General features: G+C 73.5%; 6 protein-coding genes and 1 pseudogene. 2 read left to right on the top strand and 5 right to left on the bottom strand.

All coding sequences use genetic code 11. The annotated features are described in order from the left end of the window. Positions 1-404 precede the first annotated feature (404 nt). The 3 genes from ACFQSB_RS39980 to ACFQSB_RS39970 form a co-directional block, all read right to left on the bottom strand. Positions 405-1301, bottom strand: a complete 897-nt coding sequence (locus ACFQSB_RS39980) for an alpha/beta fold hydrolase (RefSeq protein ID WP_380832553.1) — start codon at positions 1299-1301, stop codon at positions 405-407. A 149-nt stretch (positions 1302-1450) separates the two neighbouring features. Further along, the gene (locus tag ACFQSB_RS39975) at positions 1451-2416 is read right to left on the bottom strand and encodes an RNA polymerase sigma factor (protein WP_380832551.1); all 966 of its coding nucleotides are present in this window, start codon (positions 2414-2416) and stop codon (positions 1451-1453) included. 197 nt (positions 2417-2613) lie between these two features. After that, positions 2614-3528 (bottom strand): SDR family oxidoreductase, encoded by a 915-nt coding sequence (locus ACFQSB_RS39970; protein ID WP_354929232.1) that lies wholly within the window; start codon positions 3526-3528, stop codon positions 2614-2616. 247 nt (positions 3529-3775) lie between these two features. Between ACFQSB_RS39970 and ACFQSB_RS39965 the strand changes: the two genes are divergently transcribed. Both ACFQSB_RS39965 and ACFQSB_RS39960 read left to right on the top strand, forming a co-directional pair. After that, the gene (locus tag ACFQSB_RS39965; RefSeq protein WP_354853007.1) at positions 3776-4198 is read left to right on the top strand and encodes a hypothetical protein; all 423 of its coding nucleotides are present in this window, start codon (positions 3776-3778) and stop codon (positions 4196-4198) included. Next, complete coding sequence (locus tag ACFQSB_RS39960; protein WP_380832549.1) at positions 4195-5169, top strand: LLM class flavin-dependent oxidoreductase; 975 nt, start codon at positions 4195-4197, stop codon at positions 5167-5169. Before ACFQSB_RS39965 ends, ACFQSB_RS39960 begins: the two co-directional genes overlap by 4 nt. On the opposite strand, the gene ACFQSB_RS39955 is transcribed toward ACFQSB_RS39960, so the two are convergent. Both ACFQSB_RS39955 and ACFQSB_RS39950 read right to left on the bottom strand, forming a co-directional pair. Beyond that, positions 5120-5605: a hypothetical protein gene (locus tag ACFQSB_RS39955; RefSeq protein ID WP_380832547.1), complete on the bottom strand. Its 486-nt coding sequence runs from the start codon at positions 5603-5605 to the stop codon at positions 5120-5122. The two genes, ACFQSB_RS39960 and ACFQSB_RS39955, sit on opposite strands and share 50 nt — an antisense overlap. Before the next feature lie 108 nt (positions 5606-5713). After that, positions 5714-6791, bottom strand: a pseudogene (locus tag ACFQSB_RS39950) (hypothetical protein); the annotation flags it as partial.

Raw genomic sequence — 6791 nt, 5'->3', positions numbered from 1 at the left:
CATCTACCGCGGCAGCCGCTACGGCGCCTCCCACTTCACCGGCAAATTCCGCAAGGGAAGCTTCGACGACTTCCGCATCCGCGTCGGCGAGGGCTACCGCGGCCACTACGACTGGGGCCAGTACCGCAACTTCTTCTAAGCCACTCTCTCCCGACCACCCACCGCGGCTCCTCCGAGACCGGCGGCCACCGTCCTGCGGCAGGCCAGAGCCGGTGAGCGCGGCCGGACACTCCGGACCGGGTGATCCCACCGTGGACCCCCGGCGCCCCACGCGCCGGGGGTCCACCCGCATGCCGGAGTGCCGCCGGCCCGAACGCAACGCCGCTGCCACATGCGCGGCGTCCAGGACGGGCCGGTCTCGCGGGCGCCCGCCGCCTCGCGATCGGCCCGCCGCCGGTGGACGGTCAGCGTTCGGCCTGTGCCGATTCCCGGACGAAGCCGGCGACCGCGCGGGTGAACGCCTCGGGTTCTTCCAGGTGGCCCATATGGCCGCTGTCGGGCAGGACGGTGAGGCGCGAGCCGGGGATGCCGTCGTGCAGCATCCTGGCCCAGCGGGTGCCGCAGATGAAGTCATGGGCCCCGGCGACGACCAGCGTGGGGATCGCGATCGAGCCGAGCGCGTCCCGCACGTCGAACGGCGCCGGCTCCTCCCCGCGCATCGGGTCGATCCACGCGCGCAGACCGTCCCGCATCGGCGCGAGCGCCTCCGCGTGGGCCCAGTAGTCGGCGAAGTAGAGCGGCAGGATCCGGCGGAGCGAGGTCGTGTAGTCCTCGTCGGTGGCGGCGGCCAGCGCCTCCTGGAAGGCGTCGGCAACGCCGGACGCCTCCGGCCGGCCGGGGTGGCGTTCGGGGAACCGGCCGACCTCCGCCATCGCGGCGCCCCAGAACTCCTCCCCGGTGACCGGGGACGTGCCGAACAGGATCAGACCGGCGACCCGGTCGGGGTGGTCCAGCGCGTACCGCTGCGCGACGAACCCACCGTGCGAGTGCCCGAGCACGAAGACCCGCGGCGCGCCGAGGTACTCGATCACCTCGTGCAGGAACCGCGCGTAGACCTCCAGCCGGTAGTCGCGCGGATCGGCGAGGCGGCCGGAGTCGCCGGTGCCGACCGGTTCCAGGTAGACCATGGTCAGATGCCGTTCCAGGGCCGGCACGCGCAGGTACTCCCAGGCGATGCCCGGCCCGCCCGAGTGCGCCACGCACACGGGCCCGGAGCCGGCGACGTGGAACACCTGCCGCACCCCGTCGACGACGATCTCATGCGTCCCCCGCGCGAGCGCGCCGGTGGCGGTGGAAACCATCCTTCTTCTCCCCACGATCATGGCCCGGCGGAACCGGGCCTCAGCGAGATCACGGACCCGGCCTCCCGGCCGGCCGTGCCAACACCGACCGGATGCGCCGACCGGGGGAGAAGTTCGGTCTCTCCCCGTCTTTTTCACAGAGGGCGGGTTCAGGTGGCCGAAGGGCCGGAGCCAGGGGTGGGGTCGGCGGGGCGGGGGTGGAACAGGCGCAGGCGCTGGACCCGGCCGCCGCGCAGGACGTGCAGCCACACCACGCCGGGCGGGCAGTGGGCGGGGTCGTCCGGCGGGCTGATCAGGTCGGCCTCCCAGATCGTCAGGTCCCGGCCGGCCACCACGTTGGCGATGCGCTGGCGGACGCCGTGCGCGAGGTCGGTCTCCATGCCGCGCAGCGCGAACGCGCGATCGTCTCTCGCGCGTTCGCCGTTGGGGCCGATGAACTCGACGTCGGGCCGCCAGTGCTCCCTGATGACCCCGGCGAACCCGCCCCGCTGCGCCGCCGCCAGCATCTCCTCGGCCTCCCGCCGGCGCGCCCTGGCGAAGGCGGCGGAGTCGTCGTGCGCCAGGTCGGCCGTGCGCCGCAGCGCCTCGGTCAGTTTGGCCCTGGCCTGGCTGAGCCGGCTGCGGACGGTGCCGACGGGCACGCCGCACAGCGCGGCGATCTGCTCGTAGGACGACACGTCGCTGAAGTGGCGCAACAGTGCCACCAGGCGCACCGGTTCGGACAGCTCGTCCAGCGCGTGCCAGATCCAGTCGCGCAGCGCGCGGTCCTGCAGAAGATCCTCCGGCGTCGGCTCGGCCGACGGCAGGCCCAGGGTCTCCATGTCGTCCACCGGCACGGCGCGGGTCTCCCGCAGGCGCATGCGACAGCCGTTGCGGACGATCGCCCGCAGCCACGGGCCGACGGCCGCCGGGTCGCGCAACTCGCCGATGCGGCGCATCGCCACCAGCGTGGCGTCCTGGACGACGTCCTCGGCGTCCGGCCCGTAGCCGAGCACGCTCAGCGCGACCGCCTTCATGCCGGCCTGGTGCCGGGCGAGCAGCAGGCCGAGCGCCGCCGCGTCCCCCGACCGCGTGGCGAGCACGAGCGCGACATCTGACTCCGCCTCGGGCAGCACACCGCTCTCCTTTCCGTGGCCCCGGACGCCCCGCCCACCGGATGCGGCGCCCCACCGGAAAGTTCGCTGTCCGCCGGATTCTCCTCCGATCTCGACCGCGCCATCGAACCGGCGTGCGGTGTCCCCCGAACCCACCCGGCGACCAGAAAGCCACCCTACCTGCGCAAATCGCTAAGGGGTCTGACGGCCGGGAGGGGTCAGCGGTAGCCGGTGGGGTCGGCTGCCCGGCCCTGGTCCTGGACCTCCACGAGATAGCGCCAGGCGTCGGGACGGCTGCCGTCCAGGTCGGTGAAGCCGTAGACCTGGGCCAGCCCGCCGCTGGACAGCGAGGCGCCGTTCCAGCGCGCGACGTCGGGATCGGCGGCCAGCGCCACGACCGCCCGGCCGGTGTAGGCGGGCGTCTCGGAGATGGCGAAGTGCGGCTCGACCGACAGCGCGTCACGCCAGTTCGCCTCGGCGACGCCGAAGTTGTCCAGCATGATCTCGGAACGCATCCACCCCGGAGTGAGCGCCACGGCGGTCGCGCCGTGGGGGGCGAGCTCTTTGGCCTGGGCGAACGCCATGCGGATCACCGAGGTCTTGGCGAGGTCGTAGAAGAAGGAGACGCGGTAGTTCTCGGCGTTGTACTCGGCGGTGCCGTCGGTGATCTCGACGACCAGGCCGCCGGGGTTCCTGATCATCAGGGGTAGGGCGTGGTGGCTGGTGACGATGTGGGTGTCGATCGCCAGCCGCAGGATGTGCAGGCCGGTGTCCAGCGAGTGCTCCCACAGCCTCTGATCCCAGCTGAACAGCTTCTCGCCGCCCCAGATGTTGTTGACCAGCACATCGAGCCGCCCCCGCTCGCGGTCGATGCGCTCGACCAGGGCCTTCACCTGGTCGGACTCCAGGTGGTCGACCTGCACCGGTATCGCCTCGCCGCCGGCGGCCGCGACCAGCTCGGCGGTCTCTTCGATGGTCTCGGACCGGTCGATCTCGGACCGCCGGCCGCGCGTGCTGCGGCCGGTCACGTACACCGTGGCGCCGGCCGCGCCGAGCTCGACCGCGATGGCCCGCCCCGCCCCGCGCGTCGCCCCCGCGACCAGGGCCACCTTCCCGCTCAAGCTCTCACTCATGCCCCCGATCGTGGCAGTCCCCACCGACATTTCCCGGGGGTCCCCCGGGGTGTCCTGGGCGGCGCCGCCGGCCGCCCGGTCATTCCCCGGACGGAATTGCCGGGCCCCGGCCCCCTCTCCGACGATTCCCGGGTACCGCGAACGCCCTGGGCCTCCCGGGTACCGCCGAACGGCCCGCGGGCTTCCCGGGTGCCGCGAGTTCCCGGGGTTTCCGGGGGCCGTGAACAGCGTCGGACAAGGAGCAGAAGTGATCGACATCGATGTGCGCGACCTGGCCGGACGATACGTCGCCATGTGGAACGAGCCGGACCCGGAGGCGCGCCGCAAGGCCGTGCGGGAGCTGTGGGCCGAAGGGGGCGCCCACATCCTCCAGCCGCCCCAGGAGATGCGCGAGGCCGCCGCCGGCCTGGGCTTCGCCTCCAGCGCCCTGGAGGCCCACGGGCACGACGCGATCGAATGGCGGGTGGCGCGGGCCTACGAGGAGTTCGTCGCGCCGGGGGAGTACACCTTCCGCGCGAGGGACGCGGCCGTCCGCCTGCGGGACGTCGTCACCTTCTCCTGGGAGATGGTGACGGTCGGCGGCGGCGAGGCGGTGGGGGGTGGCCTTGAGTTCCTCCGGCTCGACGAGGAGGGCCGCATCGCCGCCGACTACCAGTTCCCGGGCGCATGACCGGGCTCGCCGGCACGCGCCTCGGCGTGCTGCTGCCCACTAATGCGAGCCAGTGGGCCGACGCCCGGCGGCTGGTGGAGGTCGGCGTCCACGCCGAACGGCTCGGCTTCGACTCGGTGTGGGTCAACGACACCCTGCTCGGCGCGCGGATCGAGCCGCTGGCCATGCTGGCCGCCCTCGCCCCGATGACGGAACGGGTGACGCTCGGCACGGCGGCGCTGCTGCCCGCCTTCCGCCGTCCGGTCACCGCCGCGCAGGAGCTGGCCTCGGTCGACCACCTGTCGGCCGGCCGGCTGGTCGTGGCCGTCGGCGCCGGCTTCCCCGGCCGCTCCGAGCCGGAGTACGCCGTGTCGGAGGTGCCCTGGCAGCGCCGCTTCGCCCGCCTGGACGACACGGTGGCCCTCTGGCGGACCCTGTGGTCGGGTGGGCGGAGCTTCCACGGCCGGGTGCTGCGCCTCGCGGAGCTGCCGGAGTCCACGCCGTCGTACCGGCCGGGCGGGCCGCCGATCTGGCTGGCCGGCGCGAGCCCGTCGGCGCTGGAGCGCACCGGGGGGCTCTACGACGGCTGGCTGCCCTACCCGCCCGAGGTCGGCGGCTACCGGACGGGCCTGGCGGCGGTCCGGCGGGCCGCCGAGGCGGCGGGCCGCGACCCCGGCGCCGTCACTGCGGCGCTGTTCGTCACCGTGCTGGTCACCGACGACCCCGAGCGGGGCGAGCGGGAGCTCTCCGCCTACTGCCAGGCGACCTACGGCCTGCCGTACGAGCTGGTGCGGACCATCCAGCTCATGGTCGCCGGGCCGGTCGAGCGGGTGGCCGCGACGCTGGCGCGTTACGCGGAGGCCGGCGCGCGGCACGTCGTGTGCCGCGTCGCCGCCTCCTCGGTGGACGAGCAGCTCCGCCAGATGGAGCCGCTCGCCGCGCTCACTTCGACAGGTACAGCGTCTTCCATGTCCCCGCGTACAGGCAGTTGAGCGAGGGCTTGGCGGCCTTGCGCTCCGAGCAGACCTTCAGCTCGACCTGGTAGACGTTCCGGTAGCGCAGGGAGAAGGGCTTGGGGGTGCCGTAGGAGCAGTCGCGGACGCTCTGCTCCTTGAAGGGCAGGTTCGTCCCGTCGCGGTAGGTGATGCGGAAGACCGCCCAGCCGCACGCCGCCTTGCGGGTGAGGTCGGTGACCTTGCCGGAGATCTTCACGGTCGCGGCGACCGGGAGGTCCGCGTGGTCCTCGCCCGTGGCGGTGAGGGAGCCGAGGGCCTTGGCCGCGTGCGAAGGAGCGTAGTAGGAGCCCCAGGTTCGGGTGTGGGCGGCGACCGCGTCCGACGAGCCGGCCTCGGCGTTCGCGGCGAGGGGAGCGAGCGCGACGAAAGCGGAGGCGATGGCCAGGCCGGTCAGGGTGCGGGTGATCCTCATCGGAGGCGGTCCTTTCTGTTCGTGATGACCGCAGTGTGCTCGGGGTCGCTTGCACCTGCCTTGATCCCGCGCTGCAATCGGATAGCACCCCTGGACGTGCCGGTGTTCTCAGCGGCGCGGACGCTCGCCGAGGCGGTCCACCCAGGCCATGTCCTCGTAGGCGACGCGCAGGAGCGGCGTGCCGCTCCCCTTCTCGGTGACCTCGTACTGCAGAACCTGCGACGTCGCGGCGTCGAGGACCAGCCGGTAGCCGATCGCGTCCTCCTCGCCGTCGTCCCCCGGCCCGCTCACCGAGAGCGCGACACCGGCGCGCCCCAGGGCGTCGGTGACCTGGCCCTCGGACACCAGGCCGTGTTCTCCGGCGAGTACGCGGAACAGCGCCGACCGCGTCCCCGGGGTGATCGGCGCCGTCAGCAGGTCCAGGCCGGTCTGCCACAGGTACAGGGCGTAGGTGGTGTCCTCGGGCCGGTCGGCGGCGTTCCGCCGGTACAGCTCGCGCAGCCGGCCGGCCAGCTCGCCGGCGTCGGCCGGCAGCCGCGACACGTTGCGGATGGTCAGCTGCGGGTTGCCGATGGACAGCACCAGATCGAGGTCGTCGTCCTGGCTCCGCGGTCTGTCCTGCGTGAGCCTGGGCGATCCCATCCGCTTCCACTTCGCCTCGTCGGCCGGGGAGGCGAAGACGACCCTGTCCTGCCCGTCACGCATGGTGCGGTTGTGGTCGCCTTTCTCGCGGGCTCGCCAGGACTCCTGCGTCTCCTCGGTGAGGGCGGCGAACGGCACGGCCGTGGACGAGGCGGCGGTCCGCTTCAGTTCGGTGACCCTGCGCTCGAAGTCCTCGGTGTAGGCCTTCAGGCGTCCCGGGTCGCCGGCCAGTTCGCGCTGCTTGGCCTGCAGCTCGGCCGCCAGCGCCTTGATCGCGGTCTCGTACCGGCCGGGGATCACCCGGACCTTCTGGGCGACGTGTTCGCGGGTGTACCAGTACCGGCCGGACGCGGCGGGCGCGCGCTCCGCGGTCGCGGCGGCGGCCAGCAGGACCGAGCGCGCGTCCAGGGTGGGCGGGGCGGTGGCGCCGGCCGTCACGGACGCGGACGGCGTGCCCGGGCGGGCGGGCCGCGCGGCCAGGCCCGGGACGACGATCGCCGCGGCGGCGAGCCCGGGAAGTCGGATCGGAGGCATGTCGTTCTGT

It is taken from the genome of Sphaerisporangium rhizosphaerae, assembly GCF_042665155.1.
GTDB classification, from domain to species: Bacteria; Actinomycetota; Actinomycetes; order Streptosporangiales; family Streptosporangiaceae; genus Sphaerisporangium; species Sphaerisporangium rhizosphaerae.
The sequence above is the reverse complement of the archived record's forward strand: the minus strand, read 5'-3'. Positions and strand labels throughout refer to the sequence as shown.